This window comes from Pseudoalteromonas haloplanktis ATCC 14393, from assembly GCF_000238355.1.
GTDB classification, from domain to species: Bacteria; Pseudomonadota; Gammaproteobacteria; order Enterobacterales; family Alteromonadaceae; genus Pseudoalteromonas; species Pseudoalteromonas haloplanktis.
Window position 1 is genome coordinate 37551 of the sequence record NZ_AHCA01000010.1, and the last position, 18852, is coordinate 56402.

14 protein-coding genes are annotated in these 18852 nt (G+C 41.0%); 10 read left to right on the forward strand and 4 right to left on the reverse strand.

Annotation, left to right across the window (positions count from 1 at the left end):
* Window position 1: 1 nt before the first annotated feature.
* Together PHAL_RS0117030 and PHAL_RS0117035 are read right to left on the reverse strand one after the other, a co-directional pair.
* Window positions 2-1216, reverse strand: a complete 1215-nt coding sequence (locus PHAL_RS0117030) for an aminotransferase class V-fold PLP-dependent enzyme (protein ID WP_016709639.1) — start codon at window positions 1214-1216, stop codon at window positions 2-4.
* A 129-nt stretch (window positions 1217-1345) separates the two neighbouring features.
* The gene (locus tag PHAL_RS0117035; protein ID WP_016709640.1) at window positions 1346-2632 is read right to left on the reverse strand and encodes a citrate synthase; all 1287 of its coding nucleotides are present in this window, start codon (window positions 2630-2632) and stop codon (window positions 1346-1348) included.
* Between the two features lie 411 nt (window positions 2633-3043).
* Between PHAL_RS0117035 and sdhC the strand changes: the two genes are divergently transcribed.
* From sdhC to PHAL_RS0117080, 9 genes are all read left to right on the forward strand, one after another.
* Window positions 3044-3421 (forward strand): succinate dehydrogenase, cytochrome b556 subunit, encoded by a 378-nt coding sequence (gene sdhC, locus PHAL_RS0117040; RefSeq protein WP_080571547.1) that lies wholly within the window; start codon window positions 3044-3046, stop codon window positions 3419-3421.
* A complete protein-coding gene (gene sdhD, locus PHAL_RS0117045; protein WP_016709642.1) occupies window positions 3412-3759 on the forward strand; it encodes a succinate dehydrogenase, hydrophobic membrane anchor protein in 348 nt (115 codons plus the stop codon). Before sdhC ends, sdhD begins: the two co-directional genes overlap by 10 nt.
* Window positions 3760-5532, forward strand: a complete 1773-nt coding sequence (gene sdhA, locus PHAL_RS0117050; RefSeq protein WP_016709643.1) for a succinate dehydrogenase flavoprotein subunit — start codon at window positions 3760-3762, stop codon at window positions 5530-5532. It begins immediately after the preceding gene.
* 10 nt (window positions 5533-5542) lie between these two features.
* Window positions 5543-6259 (forward strand): succinate dehydrogenase iron-sulfur subunit, encoded by a 717-nt coding sequence (locus PHAL_RS0117055; protein ID WP_016709644.1) that lies wholly within the window; start codon window positions 5543-5545, stop codon window positions 6257-6259.
* A gap of 86 nt (window positions 6260-6345) precedes the next feature.
* Window positions 6346-9168, forward strand: coding sequence for a 2-oxoglutarate dehydrogenase E1 component (locus PHAL_RS0117060; protein WP_016709645.1), 2823 nt, complete (start codon window positions 6346-6348; stop codon window positions 9166-9168).
* A 3-nt stretch (window positions 9169-9171) separates the two neighbouring features.
* Window positions 9172-10692, forward strand: a complete 1521-nt coding sequence (odhB, locus tag PHAL_RS0117065) for a 2-oxoglutarate dehydrogenase complex dihydrolipoyllysine-residue succinyltransferase (protein WP_016709646.1) — start codon at window positions 9172-9174, stop codon at window positions 10690-10692.
* 177 nt (window positions 10693-10869) lie between these two features.
* Window positions 10870-12036: an ADP-forming succinate--CoA ligase subunit beta gene (sucC, locus tag PHAL_RS0117070; RefSeq protein WP_016709647.1), complete on the forward strand. Its 1167-nt coding sequence runs from the start codon at window positions 10870-10872 to the stop codon at window positions 12034-12036.
* Window positions 12036-12908, forward strand: a complete 873-nt coding sequence (gene sucD / locus PHAL_RS0117075) for a succinate--CoA ligase subunit alpha (RefSeq protein WP_016709648.1) — start codon at window positions 12036-12038, stop codon at window positions 12906-12908. The genes sucC and sucD overlap by 1 nt, the downstream gene beginning before the upstream one ends.
* Before the next feature lie 397 nt (window positions 12909-13305).
* Window positions 13306-15156 carry a GGDEF domain-containing protein gene (locus tag PHAL_RS0117080; protein ID WP_029216212.1) on the forward strand — a complete coding sequence of 617 codons (1851 nt, stop codon included), beginning with the start codon at window positions 13306-13308 and terminating at the stop codon, window positions 15154-15156.
* Between the two features lie 4 nt (window positions 15157-15160).
* Here the strand turns inward: PHAL_RS0117080 and PHAL_RS0117085 are convergent, their stop codons facing one another.
* Window positions 15161-16231, reverse strand: a complete 1071-nt coding sequence (locus PHAL_RS0117085) for a DUF3083 family protein (RefSeq protein ID WP_016709650.1) — start codon at window positions 16229-16231, stop codon at window positions 15161-15163.
* 414 nt (window positions 16232-16645) lie between these two features.
* Here PHAL_RS0117085 and glnS point away from each other — a divergent pair, with 414 nt between their 5' ends.
* Complete coding sequence (gene glnS, locus PHAL_RS0117090; protein WP_016709651.1) at window positions 16646-18307, forward strand: glutamine--tRNA ligase; 1662 nt, start codon at window positions 16646-16648, stop codon at window positions 18305-18307.
* An 88-nt stretch (window positions 18308-18395) separates the two neighbouring features.
* Here glnS and fur read toward each other — a convergent pair whose 3' ends face one another.
* Window positions 18396-18836, reverse strand: a complete 441-nt coding sequence (gene fur / locus PHAL_RS0117095) for a ferric iron uptake transcriptional regulator (protein ID WP_016709652.1) — start codon at window positions 18834-18836, stop codon at window positions 18396-18398.
* Window positions 18837-18852 lie beyond the last annotated feature (16 nt).

The window sequence follows — 18852 nt, forward strand, 5'->3', positions numbered from 1 at the left end:
TTTAGTCTAATAACGCAATGCATTCTTGCAAAGCTGCGATGAATAAATCAACGTCTTTGTGGTTATTATAAAATGCAAAACTGGCGCGCACACTGCCATTTATGCCTAAATGTTGCATAAGAGGTTGAGCACAATGGTGACCGCTACGTACAGCTACACCATAGCCATCTAATAGGGTGGCTATATCAAAAGGATGTTCATCTTTATAGTTAAAGCACAAGGTGCCAATGTTGTTGTTAATGTCGCTATAAATAGTAATTCCATCAATTAGTTGTAGTTTTTCTACTGCATAATTAAAAATAGCTTGTTCATGCGTATATACATTAGTCTTATCTAAACTGACTAGATACTTAATTGCAGCAGAAAAAGCGATGACAGCGGCGATATTGGGAGTACCAGATTCAAATTTTGCGGGCGCTTGGCGAAAAGTTGTTTCAGTTAATGTGACAGTTTCAATCATTTCGCCGCCAGTTTGATACACAGCTAAGCTATTTAAGCGCTCATAACGGCCATATAATCCGCCTAAACCCGTTGGCCCGAGCATTTTATGTGCTGAAAATACGTAAAAATCGCAACCTAGTTGTTGTAAGTTAGGCTGTAAATGTAGGGCTGCCTGCGCACCATCTACTAGCGTGATGGTATGTTGCAGCTTTGCTGCGTGTAAAATTGTTTCAAGTGGAGTGATATTGCCCAGTGCGTTTGATGCATGTGTTATTGCAAGTACCGTGGGCTTGTGTTGTTCAATAAAATTAACACATTGTTCAACGTTAAAGCGTCCATTTTGCTGTAAAGGTAAAGTCAGCAATGTTGCGCCTGTGCGTTTCGCAAGTTGTTGCCATGGCACAATATTAGCGTGATGTTCTAACGCAGAAATGACAATTGTAGACTGGTTATCTAGTTGTTCACTCAGGCCATTGGTAACAAGGTTGATCGCCTCAGTTGCGCCTTTCGTCCATACTAATTCATTGGCTGTGATATTAAAAAACGCAGCAACAGTAGCTCTGGCTTGCTCATAGGCGAGGGTGGCTTGCTCACTGAGTGTATGTCGGCCGCGGTGTACATTGGCATTGTTCCGTGCATAAAATTGCTCAGTTGCAGCAATGACAGCTTGCGGTTTTTGAGTTGTCGCAGCTGAGTCAAGGTAGACCAGTGGTTGCTCGTTGATAAGTTGCTTGAGAGCAGGAAAGTCTGCACGAATTTTTTCTACATCAAACATAACGTTTCAACATCTAATAAGACAAACCAAATTTAAAATGAGCGAGAATTGTAATCACTTTATGATTTTTCTCAAGGGCTGGACACAAAAAAGGCCGCAAATGCGGCCTTTTTTAGCATTAACTAACGGTTAACGCTTATCAGATGATACGTAATCACGATGTGTGTGACCAGTATAAAGCTGACGTGGGCGGCTGATCTTATGGCCCGGTTGAGATAGCATCTCATCCCAGTGCGTGATCCAGCCTACAGTACGTGCCATTGCGAATATCACAGTGAACATGCTTGTAGGAATACCGATTGCTTTTAAGATGATACCTGAGTAGAAATCTACGTTAGGGTAAAGTTTCTTCTCTACAAAGTACGGATCTTCAAGTGCAATTTGCTCAAGCTTCATTGCAATATCAAGTAATGGATCTTGAATGTTAAGTTCAGCTAATACTTCATGGCACGTTTGACGCATCACCGTTGCGCGTGGGTCGAAGTTTTTGTAAACACGATGGCCAAAGCCCATAAGACGGAACGGATCCGCTTTATCTTTTGCTTTAGCAACGTATTCATCAATACGGTCTACTGAACCAATTTCTTCTAACATGTTTAAACATGCTTCGTTTGCACCGCCATGAGCAGGGCCCCAAAGTGATGCGATACCCGCAGCAATACATGCATATGGGTTAGCACCAGAAGAACCTGCAAGACGTACAGTAGACGTTGATGCGTTTTGTTCGTGATCAGCATGAAGCATAAAGATTTTATCCATCGCTTTAGCTGTAACAGGGTTCACTTTGTATTCTTCAGCTGGAACAGAGAACATCATGTGTAAGAAGTTTTCTGCATAGCTTAAGTCATTACGTGGGTAAACAAATGGTTGACCTACGTTATATTTATAAGCCATCGCCGCGATAGTTGGTAATTTAGCAATCAGTTTCACTGCACTAGTTTTACGCTGAGTAGGGTCCGTGATATCAAGATCTTCATGATAAAAAGACGATAATGCACCTACTACACCACAAAGCATTGCCATTGGGTGAGCGTCAAAACGGAAACCTTGGAAAAAGTTTGCAATTTTCTCATCAAGCATAGTGCTATGCGTGATTTCTGATGCAAATTCAGCATATTGCTCTTTTGTAGGTAATTCACCATTTAATAGTAAATAGCATAGCTCAACGTAATCTGAGTCTTCTGCCAATTGCTCAATTGGGTACCCACGGTGCAATAGAATACCTTTGCCACCATCAATGTAAGTGATTGAAGATTCGCAAGAACCAGTCGACATGAAACCTGGGTCATAGGTAAAGTGACCGTGAGCACCTAACGTACGTACGTCAATAACATCTTGACCAGCAGTGCCTTGGTAAATTGGAAGTTCGATTGGATCTAGACCATCAATATGGACCGTGGCTTTCTTATCCGCCATCTATTTATCTCCTATTAAGATAACAACTCTGATTGTTATGTTCTGAATCTGTTTAAGCACATTCTTTTCATTTTAACGTGAAAGAGGGGGTTAAAGTCAATTTTTATAAACATTATGCACAAATGTATAATAAATATTCTGACGGGATTAAATATTATACCATTGGCTAATTCGCAAACGTCTCTAACTAAACAAGAATTGTAAAAAGACCTTGGGCTATATATACTATCGAAGGTTTTATACCGTATTGTCTGTAGGTAAATGTTATTTTTGCAGCTAATTTTTGCATAAATGTGAACTTTGTTGTTAAAAAGAGCTTTGCTTAGATAGTTCCATCAGAAAAATCGTTTTCTGATGGGTTAAGAAAAACAAGTAGATGAGCCCCAATGTGGGCAAGATGGGCAAGTAACTGTGAAAAAGCAAAGACCTGTAAATCTAGATCTAACAACTATATCTATGCCGGCATCGGCTAAAGCATCAATTTTTCACCGCGTCACCGGTGTTGCATTATTTTTTGCTTTAACGTTTGTCATTTGGGCTTGGTCAGAGTCTCTTTCTTCAGCTGAAGGTTTTGAATTCGTCAAGGGTCTGTTTAGCGGATTCATTGCCAAATTTATAGCTTGGGGCACCATTTCTGTATTGGCGTATCACCTAATTGGTGGTATCCGTCATATCATTATGGATATGGGACATTGGGAAGAACTTGAATCAGGTAACCTCAGCGCTAAAATTGCAATGGCACTTGGCGTTGTGGCTTCTGTATTAGCAGGGGTGTGGATATGGTGTTAAATCAAGCAACTCTAAAACGTGACGGCGTACAAGATTATGTTTCGTTACGTACCACGGCACTAGTAATTACCGCGTATGCGATTTTTATTATTGGCTACTTCTTATGTACGCCAGAAGTCACTTTTGAAGCATGGCAAAGCCTGTTTTCAAACCTCGCAATGAAAGGGTTCACACTTATTACCCTCGTTTGTATTATGGTTCATACCCGTATTGGTCTTTGGCAAGTATTGACTGACTATGTTAAGTGCGCAACTTTACGTGCTGTTCTAGGGTTTGTATTAAACCTGATGGCCGTCGCATACGTAGCAATTGGTCTAATCGTTTTATGGGGTGTTTAAGTGAAATATTCTGTTCGTGAATTTGACGCCGTTGTGATTGGCGCAGGTGGTGCGGGTATGCGCGCGGCACTTGCAATCACTGAATCAGGTAAAACCTGTGCGCTTATCTCTAAAGTTTTCCCAACCCGTTCTCATACTGTGTCTGCACAAGGTGGTATTACGGTTGCGCTGGGTAACTCGCATGATGATAACTGGGAATGGCATATGTATGATACGGTAAAAGGTTCCGATTTTATCGGTGACCAAGACGCTATCGAATACATGTGTAAAACAGGCCCAGAAGCAATTACTGAATTAGAAAACATGGGTCTACCGTTTTCTCGTTTTGAAAATGGCCGTGTTTACCAACGTCCTTTCGGTGGTCAATCGAAAAACTTTGGTGGCGAGCAAGCTGCTCGTACAGCAGCAGCTGCTGACCGTACAGGTCACGCGTTATTACACCTTCTTTATCAGCAAAACGTTAAAAACAAAACCAATGTGTTCTCTGAGTGGTATGCATTAGATTTAGTTAAAAACGATGATGGTAATGTGGTAGGTTGTACTGCAATCGATATCGAAAGTGGTGAAGTTGTTTATTTCAAATCGAAAGCGGTGGTATTGGCAACTGGTGGTGCAGGTCGTATTTTCGCATCAACAACGAATGCACACATTAACACTGGTGACGGTGTTGGTATGGCGACTCGTGCTGGTATTGCTATGCAAGATATGGAAATGTGGCAGTTCCACCCAACAGGTATTGCAGGAGCAGGTACACTTGTAACTGAAGGCTGTCGTGGTGAAGGTGGTTATCTTTTAAATAAAGATGGCGAACGTTTCATGGAACGTTATGCACCAAACGCGAAAGACTTAGCGTCACGTGATGTTGTTGCCCGTTCAATGATGACAGAAATTCGTGAAGGTCGTGGTTGCGATGGTCCTTGGGGTCCACACATTAAGCTTAAACTTGACCACTTAGGTGAAGAAACGCTTAATCTACGTCTTCCAGGTGTATGTGACCTTGCTAAAACATTTGCTCACGTTGACCCAGCTAAAGAGCCAATTCCAGTAATTCCTACTTGTCACTATATGATGGGTGGTGTACCAACTAACGTAAATGGTCAAGCCCTACAAATTGATGCTAACGGCAACGAAAAAGTAGTAGAAGGCTTATTTGCGGTTGGTGAAATTGCCTGTGTATCTGTACACGGTGCAAACCGCTTAGGCGGTAACTCATTACTTGACTTAGTGGTATTTGGTCGTGCGGCTGGTAACTTCTTAGGTACTTACCTAAATGATGTTGAAGTGTCAAAAGACGCATCAGATTCAGACTTAGAAGCGGCACTTGCACGTTTCAATCGTTGGGAAAACTCAACGGCTGGTCAAGGTGAAGATCCAGTACAAATCAAGAAAGACTTGCAAAAATGTATGCAACTTAACTTCTCAGTATTCCGTGAAGGTGAGTCTATGGCAGCTGGTTTGCAAGAGCTTAAAGAAATTCGTGAACGCTTGCAGCATGCACGTCTTGATGATAAATCATCAGACTTCAATACTGCACGTATCGAATGTCTAGAGCTAGATAATTTGATGGAAACAGCGTACTCAACAGCAGTTGCTGCAAACTTCCGCACAGAAAGCCGTGGTGCTCACTCACGTTTTGACTACCCAGATCGCGATGACGAAAACTGGTTATGCCACTCAATATTCAATCCGGTTACGGATGAAATGAGCAAACGTGATGTTAACTACGCGCCTAAATTGCGCGAAGCATTTCCACCTAAAGCACGTACATACTAGGAGCGAGACGATGGCACAAGTACAATTTTCTGTTTATCGTTATAATCCAGATGTTGATAACGCCCCACGTATGCAAGAATATACTTTGCAAACGGAAGAAGGCCACGACATGATGGTATTGGACGCACTTTTATTATTAAAAGAGCAAGATCCAACGTTATCATTCCGTCGCTCATGCCGTGAAGGTGTATGTGGTTCTGACGGTGTTAACATGAATGGTAAAAATGGTCTAGCATGTATTACTCCTTTATCTACGCTACAAAAAAATGGCAAAGGTAAAATTGTAATTCGTCCGCTACCAGGTTTACCAGTGGTTCGTGACCTTGTTATTGACATGAGTCAGTTCTACACTCAATACGAAAAAGTAAAGCCTTATCTAATTAATGATACACCTGCTGCAGGTGAGCGCCTTCAATCAATCGAAGAGCGTGATAAGCTAGATGGTTTGTATGAGTGTATTCTATGTGCATGTTGTTCTACATCGTGTCCTTCGTTCTGGTGGAATCCAGACAAGTTCATAGGTCCAGCTGGTCTTCTTCATGCATATCGTTTCTTGGCTGATAGCCGAGATACTGCAACTGAAGAACGTTTAGCAGACTTAGACGATGCATTCAGCGTGTTCCGTTGTCACAGTATCATGAACTGTGTTAGCGTTTGTCCTAAGGGTCTTAATCCTACTAAGGCAATTGGACAAATCAAATCAATGTTAATAAGCCGTTCGGTTTAATAATCTTGATAAAAGTAAGATGGCTAATGTTAATTAGCCATCTTGTAATAACAATTAATTTCTGCGCTAAAGAAAAGGGCTTATAAATGCACGAAGGTGTGATGAAGGCATGGCTAGAATCTTCACATTTAAACGGCGGAAACGTTGCTTATATAGAAGAGCTTTATGAAGCGTATTTAGACAATGCGACTTCTGTGCCAGAAGAATGGCGAGAAGTGTTCGAACAGTTACCAAAAGTTGATGGTGTGGATGTTGAAGTTAAGCATTCAGAAGTTCGAGCACAGTTTGCGGCGCTTGCGAAAAACAAGCATAGAGAAGTAGTGGTAGCAGAGGGCAGTGGTAGCGGCGATCCTAAACAGGTTAAAGTACTACAGCTCATTAATGCTTTCCGTTTCCGTGGTCATCAAAATGCCAACCTAGATCCATTAGGAATATGGCAGCGTGAACGCGTTCGAGACTTAGAGCTGGAATACCACGACTTATCTGAAGCTGATTTTGACCGTGAATTTAACGTGGGATCGTTTGCCGTCGGCCGCGATACCATGCCTTTAGGTGAATTATATCAGGCACTCAAAACTACATATTGTGGTTCTGTTGGTGCTGAGTATATGCACATCACATCAACTGAAGAAAAACGTTGGTTACAACAGCGTTTAGAATCAGTGCAATCACGTCCAACATTCAGTAAAGATGAAAAACTGCGTATCCTAAAAGGATTAACTGCAGCTGATGGTCTTGAAAAGTATTTAGGGGCTAAGTTCCCAGGTGCTAAGCGTTTCTCGCTCGAAGGCGGTGATGCATTAGTGCCTATGCTGAAAGAGTTAATACACCGTGCTGGCGAAAGTGGCCAACAAGAAGCGGTTATTGGTATGGCTCACCGTGGACGCTTAAATGTGCTTGTTAATGTACTTGGTAAAAACCCATCAGAGTTATTTGATGAGTTTGCCGGTAAACATAAAGACACGCTAGGTTCTGGTGATGTTAAATACCACATGGGTTATTCTTCTGATTTTGCTACAAAAGGTGGCAAAGTTCATATGGCACTTGCCTTTAACCCATCTCACCTTGAAATTGTTAACCCAGTAGTAATGGGCTCTGTACGTGCTCGTTTAGACCGCTTGGGTGACAGTTCTGGTATTAAAGCACTGCCAATCACGATTCATGGTGATTCGGCAATTGCAGGCCAAGGTGTAGTACAAGAAACCTTCAACTTATCGCAAACTAATGCGTTTAGTTGTGGTGGTAGTATTCGTATCGTAGTGAACAACCAAGTTGGCTTTACTACTAATAAACAAGACGATGTGCGTTCAACAGATTACTGTACCGACATCGCAAAAATGGTGCAATCGCCAATTTTCCACGTAAATTCTGATGATCCTGAAGCAGTTGCGTTTGTAACGCAAATCGCGCTTGATTTTAGAAATCAATTTAAACGTGATGTGGTTATTGACCTTGTTTGTTATCGCCGTCATGGTCATAACGAAGCGGATGAGCCGAATGCGACTCAACCGATCATGTATCAAAAAATCAAAAAACACCCTGTACCACGTTTGATCTATGCTGATCAACTGATGGCTGAAGGGTCGTTTACCGAAGATGAAATTAAAGCACTTGCTGATGAATACCGTAATGGTTTAGACGATGGTCATTGTGTCGTTGAAGAGATTCAGCCAGAAACATCACATTCTTCTGATTGGGCTAAATATGTAGGCCATGAATGGAGTGTTGATTATGATGCCAGCGTGCCAGTTGAAAAACTGAAAGAACTTGGTGAAAAAGTAGCAAGCTACCCTGCGCAATATAAAGCACAGTCACGCGTTAAAAAGATTTACGATGATCGTAAGTTAATGGCCGCGGGTGAAAAACCGCTTGATTGGGGTATGGCAGAAACATTGGCTTATGCAACAATCGCTAGTGAAGGCACAGACATTCGTCTGACAGGGCAAGATTCAGGACGTGGTACATTCTTCCACCGTCATGCCGTTGTTCACAGCCAATCTGATGGTGCAACGTATACGCCGCTAGAACACATAAGCGAAAAGCAGGGTACATTCCAAGTATTCGACTCAGTGTTATCTGAAGAAGCGGTTGTCGCGTTTGAATATGGTTATGCAACAGCAGAGCCTACATCACTGGTATTGTGGGAAGCACAATTTGGTGACTTCGCTAACGGTGCGCAAGTTGTATTTGACCAATTCTTAAGTTCAGGTGAGCAAAAATGGGGCCGTTTATGTGGTCTTACAATCTTGCTACCGCATGGTTATGAAGGACAAGGTCCAGAGCACAGTTCAGCACGTTTAGAGCGTTTCTTACAGCTTTGTGCTGATCACAATATGCAAGTATGTGTGCCTTCAACACCAGCTCAAGTATACGCTATGCTACGCCGCCAATCAGTTAGACCACTTCGTCGTCCATTGATTGTTATGACGCCTAAATCGTTATTACGTCATCCACTTGCGACATCAACACTTGAAGAGTTATCTGAAGGTGTGTTCCATAATATGATCGACGAAATCGATGATATTGATGCGGCTAAGGTAGAGCGAGTGATTTTCTGTAGTGGTAAAGTGTACTACGAGTTACTGCAAGAGCGTCGTAAACTTGAACTTAATAACATTGCTATTGTGCGTGTTGAACAACTATACCCATTCCCACATGATGAAATGGACGCTATTATGGCCCGTTATCAACATGTAAAAGACTTTGTTTGGTGTCAAGAAGAGCCGCAAAATCAAGGTGCTTGGTATTGTTCACAACACCACTTTGTAGAAGCAATTCCACAAGGTGCGAAGCTTAAATACGCAGGGCGCAAAGCATCAGCGTCTCCTGCATGTGGTTACATGTCAGTGCATACTAAAGAACAACAAGCGCTAGTCGCAGACGCGCTTACTATTGAAAATAAAGGATAAGCAATGAGCACAGAAATTAAAGTTCCTGTTCTTCCTGAGTCGGTTGCTGATGCTTCCGTTGCTACATGGCATGTAAGTGTTGGCGACAAAGTAAGCCGTGATCAGAACTTAGTAGACATCGAAACAGATAAAGTTGTTTTAGAGGTTGTTGCACCAAATGACGGTGTGATCACTGAAATTTCACAAGAAGAAGGTGCAACCGTGCTTGGTGATCAAGTGATCGGTATTATTGGCGACGCTGATGCAGCAGCGCCAAGTGAAGACGCTAAGAGCGAAGCTGCACCGGCTTCTGCTAAACAAGAAAACGCGCCAGAGGCGCCATCAGCACCAGCATCAGAAGGTAAAGAAGTGGACATTAAAGTACCTGTACTTCCAGAATCAGTCGCAGACGCGACAGTAGCTACTTGGCATGTGCAACCAGGTGACGCAGTAACACGCGACCAAAACTTAGTTGACATCGAAACTGATAAAGTTGTTCTTGAAGTTGTTGCTCAAGAAGACGGCATCATGGGTGAGATTATTCACGCAGAAGGTGAAACAGTACTTGGTGATCAAGTGATCGGTAAAGTACAAGCCGGTGGCAAGCCTGCTTCAGCACCTGCTGCAAAAGAAGAAGCGGCACCAGCAGCGGATTCAAGTGATAGCTCAGATGTATTAACGCCATCTGTACGTCGTTTAATCGCCGAAAAAGGTTTAGATGCGTCTAAAATCAAAGGCACGGGTAAAAACGGTCGTGTTACTAAAGAAGACGTTGATACTTTCTTAAAAGCACCAGCACCGGCTGCAAAAGCAACTGAAGCAGCTGCACCAGCTCCTATGGGCGACCGTACACAAAAACGCGTTCCTATGACACGTTTACGTAAAACGATTGCTAACCGCCTTCTTGAAGCGAAGAACTCAACTGCAATGTTAACTACATTCAACGAAGTAAACATGAAACCAATCATGGATCTTCGTAAGCAGTATCAAGAAGTGTTCGAGAAACGTCACGGTATTCGTTTAGGTTTCATGTCTTTCTACGTGAAAGCTGTTACTGAAGCACTGAAACGTTTCCCTGATGTAAATGCATCAATTGATGGTGATGATATTGTTTATCACAACTACTTCGATATCAGCATTGCAGTTTCTACCCCACGTGGTCTTGTGACGCCAGTATTAAAAGATTGCGATAAGCTTTCTGTTGCTGAAATCGAAAAAGGTATTCGTGAATTAGCACTGAAAGGTCGTGACGGTAAGCTTACGCTTGACGATATGACGGGTGGTAACTTCACTATCACTAATGGTGGTGTGTTCGGTTCACTATTGTCAACACCTATCATCAACTTGCCACAGTCATCTATTTTGGGTATGCACAAAATCCAAGATCGTCCAATGGCAGTGAATGGTAAAGTTGAAATTTTACCAATGATGTATTTGGCCTTATCGTATGATCATCGCCAAATCGATGGTAAAGAATCTGTTGGTTTCTTAGTGACAATTAAAGAGTTGCTTGAAGATCCAACGCGCTTATTACTAGATGTTTAATCTAGTTGTATAAAATCTAAGCTGTGAGTCATATTCACAGCTTTTTTTTTGCGTCTATTAGTCTAACTGGGGTTTTCATGTTAAGCCTTGGGATCTATACTAGTTGCGCAATTTGGGATAGCTGTTTATTTGCATAAATATTCAGCTCTTTTAGTATAAAAAATTGGATAAAGCATCATGAATTTGCATGAGTATCAGGCAAAACAACTTTTTGCCGAATATGGTTTACCAGTTTCTCAAGGTTTCGCGTGCGATACACCTGAAGAAGCTGCAGCAGCTGCCGAAAAAATTGGCGGCGATATGTGGGTTGTTAAAACTCAGGTTCACGCAGGTGGACGTGGTAAAGCTGGCGGTGTAAAGCTAGTTAAAACTATCGACGAAGTTAAAGCGTTTGCAGCTAACTGGTTAGGTAAAAACCTAGTTACTTACCAAACAGACGAAAATGGTCAGCCAGTTGCTAAAATTTTAGTAGAAAGCTGTACTGATATCGCCAACGAATTGTATTTAGGTGCAGTTGTTGACCGTGCATCTCGCAAAGTTGTTTTCATGGCGTCTACTGAAGGCGGTGTTGAAATTGAAACTGTTGCTGAAGAAACACCAGAGCTTATCCACAAAGCTGAGATCGACCCATTAGTAGGTCCTCAAGCTTATCAAGCACGTGAACTAGGCTTCAAATTGGGTCTTAACCCAACACAAATGAAGCAATTTGTTAAGATCTTCATGGGTCTTGGTCAAATGTTCACTGATTTTGATTTCGCATTACTAGAAATCAACCCGCTTGTGATCACAGATGAAGGTAATCTTCACTGTCTTGATGGCAAAATCGGCATCGATGGTAATGCACTTTACCGTCAACCTAAAATGCGTGATTTCCACGATCCATCTCAAGAAGATGCGCGTGAAGCACATGCTGCAAGCTTTGAACTTAACTATGTTGCATTAGACGGTAACGTTGGTTGCATGGTTAACGGTGCAGGCCTTGCGATGGGTACTATGGACATCGTAAACCTACACGGTGGCAAGCCAGCTAATTTCCTAGATGTTGGTGGTGGCGCGACTAAAGAGCGTGTATCTGAAGCATTCAAAATCATTCTTTCTGATGACAACGTTAAAGCTGTTTTAGTTAACATCTTTGGCGGTATCGTACGTTGTGACATGATTGCTGAAGGCATCATTGGCGCAGTTAAAGAAGTTGGTGTAAACGTACCAGTAGTTGTACGTTTAGAAGGTACTAACGCTGAGCTAGGTCGTGAAGTTCTTAAGAATTCAGGTCTAGATATCATTGCTGCTGAATCACTAACAGACGCGGCTGAAAAAGTTGTTGCTGCTGCGGAGGGCAAATAATGTCTGTATTAATCAATAAAGATACAAAAGTTATCTGTCAAGGTTTCACTGGTGGCCAAGGTACTTTCCACTCTGAGCAAGCGCTTGAGTATGGTACACAAATGGTTGGTGGTGTAAGCCCTGGTAAAGGCGGTCAAACGCACCTTGGTCTTCCAGTATTTAACACTGTACGTGATGCTGTAGAAGCAACTGGCGCAACTGCATCAGTTATCTACGTACCAGCTCCTTTTTGTAAAGATGCGATCTTAGAAGCAATCGATGCTGGCATCGAGCTAATTGTTTGTATCACTGAAGGTATCCCAACGCTTGATATGGTTGACGTTAAAGTTAAGCTTGACGCAACGGGTACTCGCATGATCGGTCCTAACTGCCCAGGTGTTATCACTCCGGGTGAAACTAAGATTGGTATCATGCCTGGTCACATCCACAAGCCTGGTAAAGTAGGTATCGTTTCTCGTTCTGGTACTTTAACGTACGAAGCGGTTAAACAAACTACTGATGCTGGTTTCGGTCAGTCTACGTGTGTAGGTATTGGTGGCGACCCAATTCCTGGTACTAACTTTATCGACGTTTTAGAAATGTTCGAAAAAGATCCACAAACTGAAGCGATCGTGATGATCGGTGAAATCGGTGGTACTGCAGAAGAAGAAGCTGCACAGTACATCAAAGCAAACGTTACTAAACCTGTCGTATCTTACATTGCTGGTGTTACTGCACCAGAAGGTAAGCGTATGGGTCACGCAGGTGCTATCATCGCAGGTGGTAAAGGTACTGCTGATGAGAAATTTGCTGCATTAGAAGCTGCGGGCGTAAAAACTGTACGTTCACTTGCTGATATCGGTAAAGCACTTAAAGAAAAAACTGGCTGGTAATAACTGGCTATTGTTTGAAAAAAGGCTCACATCGTGAGCCTTTTTTATTTAGTTTTCCATAAATTGACTTCAATATTTAATACCAATCGTGTTAAGTTACTGACCATTTATAACGCAGTTAGCGCTTCATTTAGCCCGCTAGAATGGTTAAATATTTAAGTCGATTAGTATAAGAGCCTTGCGCACTTAATTAAATACATGCAATGTTAATAATGTTCGAATAAAAATGTAAAATTTGAAACTCGGAACACTTTTTTACCTGCAATTATAAATGCTACGCAACATTACATGGTTGTTATCAAATTACCGGTTAATGTTTCGATAAAGGTTACTGGTAATAATTATAACTGCCGTTATAATGAGCAACTGTTTATTAAATTCTAAGAAACTACTAGTAATGCGAATAATTAATTTTATAGTCTGTGTAATATGTTTTTTTCTCTCTCAGAGTATAAATGCAGCCAGCTCCTCTATTCGCATCGCATTTTTAGAAACAGAACAACGTGCACTAATTGAACCAAATAAGTTACTAGAGCAGCTAACCTTTGCGCAGTCTAAGCATAACCTTAGTCAGACAGAACACGCTTATAATAATACTTTGCTAGCGCGTTTGTATTTATTTCAGGGTGATACAAAGCGTGCACAAGCTAGTTTCAAGCTTGCTCGCCAACAGCTTCCTGAACAAGATAACTGGATCTTAGGCTATTGGTTAATGTATCGCAGTATTCTTTCTTTAGAAGAAGCTAAGTTACCTGATGCGCTTAAACAAATTCGTTTTGCACAGGCCGCTTTTCAAGACAGTAATGATCCTCAAATGTTAGTTCAGGCAAAAACAATAGAAGGAACTTTATTACTCTGGCAAGAGGAGTATACGCGTTCGATACAACTTATTGAGAATGCGTACATTGAAGCTAAAACAACGAATATGTCAGCAACGACCATGTTATATGTTTATACCAGTTTAGCTGCCTATTATACGAACATGCAACTATATGAACAAGGGTTACAATATGCCGTGCTGGCGCGAGATATAGCGAATAAAAGTAATGATGTAGTGAATGGTTTACCTGCGCTCCACACCTTGTGTTTAAGCTACGCTCGAGCTGAAAAACTTACTTTAGCAACACGTTGTTACGATGACATGATCAGCTTATCTGCTGAAGTAAAAGTACCCCGTTATTTATTTTGGGCGCCTGCAGGTAAAGCGATAGTTGCATTACAACAAGCAAATTATAATGAAGCTCTGCAGTTATTATATCTAGCTAAAAGCTACGTCAACAGAGTGATTATGAACCCTGCGCATATCATCGCGCTTAACAATAACTTCGCTACCGCTTTTTTGGCACTAAAACAACCTGAGCAAGCGTTAGACTATATTCTTGAAGCAGAATTACTTTTACAGGACTATGATAGACCGCTTAATAATCGTTATAGTCGCCAAACACTTACATTAAAAGCACAAAGTTTAGAGCAATTGGGGCGTTTTGCTGATGCTGTCGCCGCACTTAAATTACTGGTTAAGTTAAATGATGAAGCGAAAGAATCAACCCAACAAAAACTTGAGCAAGAGGCCCGTTCACGGTTTGAATCTACACAACAAGATATTAAGCTTCAGCTGGCTGAAGAGAAGCTAAAGCTGCAACAAATAACGCTCGATAAACTAGCGAAAGAAGGGCAATTACAAACAGCTTACTCTATTATCGGATTATTGGTTATATTGAGTGTAACTATTTTTGCACTCAATCAACGCCGAGCGTACTTGCGAAGCCAACATAGAGCAAATACCGATCCGTTAACAGGTGCACATAATCGACGTTATATTCTTGATTTTATTTCTCAGCAGTTAATTGACAAACAACGGGATTTTTCGGTTTCGATTCTAGATATAGATCATTTTAAACAAGTCAACGACCTGCATGGTCATGCCATTGGCGATCAAGCACTGATTGGTTTTACCACGTTCTTAGAACAACAACTCGCTAATACACAGCACCAGTTTGCACGGTTTGGTGGTGAAGAATTTATTGTTGTCATGCCAGATCTAACGTTACAACAAGGGCATGATTTTATAAGTGCTTTATGCATTACTTTAAAGTCATTAAGTTTAACGGATAAAAAAATTAATTTAACCAGTAGTGCAGGGGTTGCGCAAATGACAGTAGGGCAGACCTTGAACGGGCTATTAAAAGTTGCTGATACAAACCTTTACCATGCCAAAAATACTGGCAGGGATAAGGTTTGCAGTTAGGTTATTACAAGTAATGGTTTATATGTTGGAAAAATCGCACGGTAATATCTTGGCGTTCTTTATTGATTGCTAATGGTTCAATTAGTGTGCGGATCATACTTTCAACTTGGTTCATAAAACGGCCATGGCCTACACCTTGTTCATCTTTTTCACTCGCCACAATAACAAAATGTAGTGACTCAACTAGTTTTTCATCATGCCAGTAATGACTGTATTGCGTTGTTTGTGTATCAGTAGCGAAACTCAACTTTTGTAACTCTTGATTTCCGTCATTGTTATCTGTTTTGCTATTACGAATAATTGGCATCGTACCGTTGGCAACCATTGCAGCTAGTTGGAGGTTTTTGGCCGCGCATTGCTCAATAAACGCGTCATAAAAATGTTGATAAAACTCACTATAGTTTGGACCGTTTAAGAGATGATGAAATTGAGTTTTAAGGGAGCGAGTAATAGGGACTGAAAAAGTCGTATAGGTTATTTCATTATGCTCTGTCGGCAGTAAACATTGGCGACTTTGATAACGTTGGTATAAACCACGAAGTTTATAGCCATAACTTTCTTTACACCCTTTTGCTTTGGCGAATAAGTCATAGGTTAAATGTTGGTGATCACGTATTTTGATACTAGGTTCATCAACGAGTAAAGTGTCCTGTAAATGTGCCAGTACTTTTTTTACACGGCTATGAAAAACAGCTGCGTTAGCACGAAGATCCTCCCCTGTGGCAAGAAACAGCAAGCGAATTTTCTTACTCGGTTGGTTACTATCATAAATGCATTTATGTGCTTCGTGATAACGAGGGTTATAAAAAAATAGAATTTGCTTTGCTGTCTGCAAACAATAAGATTCTTCATGAAAACGAACAATAGGTAACTTGTCATTTGCTATCAAATGCACATTATGCAGCTCATATTCATCACAGGATGAAAATAGCTGCCGTGCAAGTCGTTCATAGCATTGCTCTAGAGTACTAAAGCGCGCATATAATGACTCGCTGGGTATAAATTCAGCTAGTATATATTGGTTAGCGCGGGCAGTTGTTGGAATATATACACGGTGCTGTGAAAGTGAAACCATAGCTTTATCCTTAAAATAAGTCGAATGCGGGCACTGTACCTCGATTGCATGACTATTTTATTGCGCTAGAACAATTTATCATCGCTAAGTCATTAAATTATTGTGACTACAGCGAATTTATCCACTTGTAATTTTATACAACGACACTCTATGTAATACGCCCAGATCTATTACTGTATGTTAAGGTTCGTTTTTATAATATGCCCAAGCCACCTCAATATGCGAAGCGCCCAACGGGTTGGGTTAAAAGCGATTTATACTGCGTTATTGATTTTACCACTAGAACCACTATCTATTTGCGATCAATGCCTTGCCTAAATCGCTTTTAATTCCAACTGAAACTCGCATCTTGGGGTGGTTTGGGTATAATGCAATAGTTTTGTCACCATGCACTATTCAGAGGATTATACTCCTATGGCGGAAATTGAGAATCGCCCAAGTAACTTTATAAGAACGCGTATTGATGAAGACTTAGCATCAGGTAAACATGCGTCTACACATACTCGTTTTCCACCTGAGCCAAATGGTTTTTTACATATTGGACATGCTAAATCAATTTGTTTAAATTTTGGTATCGCGCAGGACTACAGTGGTCAATGTAATCTACGTTTTGATGATACTAACCCTGAAAAAGAAGATATTAACTACGTTAACTCTATTAAAGAAGATGTTCAGTGGTTAGGCTTTAACTGGGATGGTGAAATAAAGTATTCGTCCAATTATTTCGATACCCTTTATGAATATGCTGTTGAGCTTATCAATAAAGGGCTAGCTTATGTCTGCTTTTTATCGGCAGATCAAGCACGAGAGTACCGAGGTACATTAAAGGAGCCTGGTAAGAATAGCCCGACTCGTGATACGAGCCCTTCAGAGAATTTAGCATTATTTGAAAAAATGCGTGCTGGTGAATTCAAAGAAGGTGAGTGCGTTCTTCGTGCAAAAATAGATATGGCCAGCTCATTTATGGTGCTGCGTGATCCTATTCTCTATCGTGTTCGTTTTGCTCATCATCACCAAACAGGTGATAAGTGGTGTATATACCCGATGTATGACTTTACGCACTGTATTTCTGATGCGCTGGAAGGTATTACGCATTCATTATGTACGTTAGAGTTTCAAGACAACCGTCGCTTGTATGATTGGGTACTCGACAACATCAGTCTTGAATGTCATCCACAACAAATAGAGTTTTCGCGTTTAAATCTTGAATACACTATCATGTCTAAGCGCAAGCTAAACGACCTAGTTGTGAACGGCCATGTTGAAGGCTGGGATGATCCGCGAATGCCAACGATAGCAGGTTTACGTCGCCGTGGTTATACACCGGCATCAATACGTGAATTTTGTGCTCGTATAGGTGTAACCAAGCAAGAAAACATGGTTGAAATGGGCATGCTTGAAGCCTGTATCCGTGAAGATCTAAATGAACATGCTCCGCGAGCAATGGCTGTGCTTGATCCTGTTAAAGTGATCATTGAAAACTATGACGCTGAGACTGTTGAAACGTTATCGGTTGCCAACCATCCTAATGATGAAAGCATGGGCCGACGCGATGTACCGTTTACCCGTGAAATTTACATTGAACGTGAAGATTTTAAAGAAGAAGCAAATAATAAGTTTAAACGTTTGGTACTAGGCAAAGAAGTACGTTTACGTGGTGCTTATGTTATCAAAGCAGAACGTGTTGAAAAAGACGAACATGGTGAAATCGCAACAATCTTCTGTAGTTATGATCCTGAGACTTTAGGTAAAAATCCAAGTGATGGCCGAAAAGTGAAGGGCGTTATCCACTGGGTTTCAGCTAGTGAGTCAATTACTGCAGAAGTTCGTTTGTATGACCGTTTGTTTAACGTACCAAATCCTGCTGCTGCAGAAGATTTTTCTTCTACATTGAATCCAGATTCATTGATAGTTTTAACAAATGCTAAACTTGAGCCTGCACTTGCTAACGCAGCACCGGCACAAGGTTTTCAGTTTGAGCGAACTGGGTATTTCAGCCGTGACACGAAATCAGATACTCTGGTATTTAATCAAACGGTTGGTTTACGTGATTCATGGACTAAAACTCAACAATAATTATTTTTATCCTTTTATACCAAGGGGATAATTAACAAACATAAAAAAACCTGCATATTGCAGGTTTTTTTTATTCATAGCTAATAGATTATTGGCTATCAGCAAACGCTTTACATGCAGCTGTATCAGTACACTCACCATATAGGTAAAGAGAGTGATTGGTCAGCTTAATGCCATTTTCTTTTGAAATTTCTAGCTGACGATTTTCAATGATATCATCTTCAAATTCGATCACTTTACCGCACTTTAAACACACTAAGTGATCATGATGGGTGCTACCAGAGAGTTCAAATACTGATTTACCGCCTTCAAAGTGGTGACGGCTAACAATACCAGCATCATCAAATTGGTTAAGTACACGATACACAGTAGCAAGGCCAATTTCTTCACCTAAATCCAAAAGAATTTTGTAAACATCTTCAGCGCTGATGTGTTGGTTATCTGGAGATTGCAAAATCTCTAAAATTTTAATACGCGGTAAAGTTACTTTTAAACCGGCTTTTTTTAATTCCAAGTTATGATCAGTCATTAAAATCTGTCTCAAT